General features: G+C 38.3%; 1 protein-coding gene. It reads left to right on the forward strand.

The features are described from left to right. Nucleotides 1-217 precede the first annotated feature (217 nt). Nucleotides 218-1234, forward strand: a complete 1017-nt coding sequence (gene hypE, locus N3D17_07760; protein MCX8083258.1) for a hydrogenase expression/formation protein HypE — start codon at nt 218-220, stop codon at nt 1232-1234. Nucleotides 1235-1293: the final 59 nt, after the last annotated feature.

A 1293-nucleotide genomic window follows, 5' to 3' on the forward strand; every position in this document is an offset into this window, starting at 1 on the left:
GTGTAGGAAGGTCTCACCCTCACCCTGTCTTGCCCTGACGGGCTTCGGTCAACGGGCTCACCATCTCGCCCTCTGTGCTATACGGTGCTCCTTACCCGTCGCACCAGCACCCCTCTCCCCTCAAGGGAGAGGGAAAAGAAGAAATCCTCTCCCATCAAGAGAGAGGAAGAATAAATTTGGATTTATTTCCCTAAATTGATAAAATTATTCTCTAATTATGAAAAATGAAAAAATTTTACTATCTTATGGAAGCGGTGGAAGATATATGCATAATCTTATAAAGGAAATATTTGTACCCGCTTTTAACTCCCCTACCCTCTCTAAACTTACTGATTCTGCTGTATTAAAAAATTTCAGTACCAGTTATAATTTATGTTTTACCACTGATTCCTATACTGTTGAACCATTATTCTTTCCGGGTGGAGATATAGGCAAACTCGCAATCTGTGGGACTGTCAATGACCTCGCAGTAATGGGGGCAAAACCACTTTATTTATCTTGTGGAATAATTGTTGAGGAAGGGTTGGAGATAGAAATTCTTAAAAAAATAGTGAATTCAATGGCAAGAACAGCAAAAAAGGCAGGGGTGGAGATTGTTTCTGGTGATTTTAAGGTAGTAGAGAAAGGTAAAGGAGATAAGATTTTTATCAATACATCAGGAATAGGCATACTTAAAAAAAATTTAAAAACAGGAAGAAATTTTATAAAAGCAGGGGACAGGGTTATAATAAATGGAAATATCGGAGAACATGAAATAGCAGTTCTTTCAGCGAGAAAGGACTTTGGAATTTCAGGGAGAATAAAAAGTGATTGTGCTCCTCTGAATGGATTGATAGAAAGAATAATGGAGGTTTCAGACAATATCCATTTTATGAGAGACCCAACAAGAGGTGGGGTAGCAACAACACTAAATGAAATTATTGAAGGAAATAGATATGGGATAATGCTGTATCAAAAAGAAATCCCATTAAGCAAAGGTGTGGCATCTGTATGTGAAATGCTGGGATTTGACCCACTTTACCTCGCTAATGAAGGAAAAGTGATTGTTATATGTGATGAGAAAGATACAGAAAAGGTTCTCTCTGTAATGAGAAAACATCCATCAGGTAAAAAAGCAACTGTAATAGGTGAGGTGATAGATGAATATAAAGGGCAGGTTGTGATGAAGACACTGGCTGGTTCTTTAAGGATTATAGATATGCTTTCAGGAAGTCAACTACCGAGGATATGCTGAAATCTCTCACTCGCACCCTCTCCCCTCAAGGAAGAGGAAAAATAAGGAAAGGAGTAGAA

It is taken from the genome of bacterium (assembly GCA_026414725.1).
Lineage (GTDB): Bacteria > Ratteibacteria > UBA8468 > B48-G9 > JAFGKM01 > JAAYXZ01.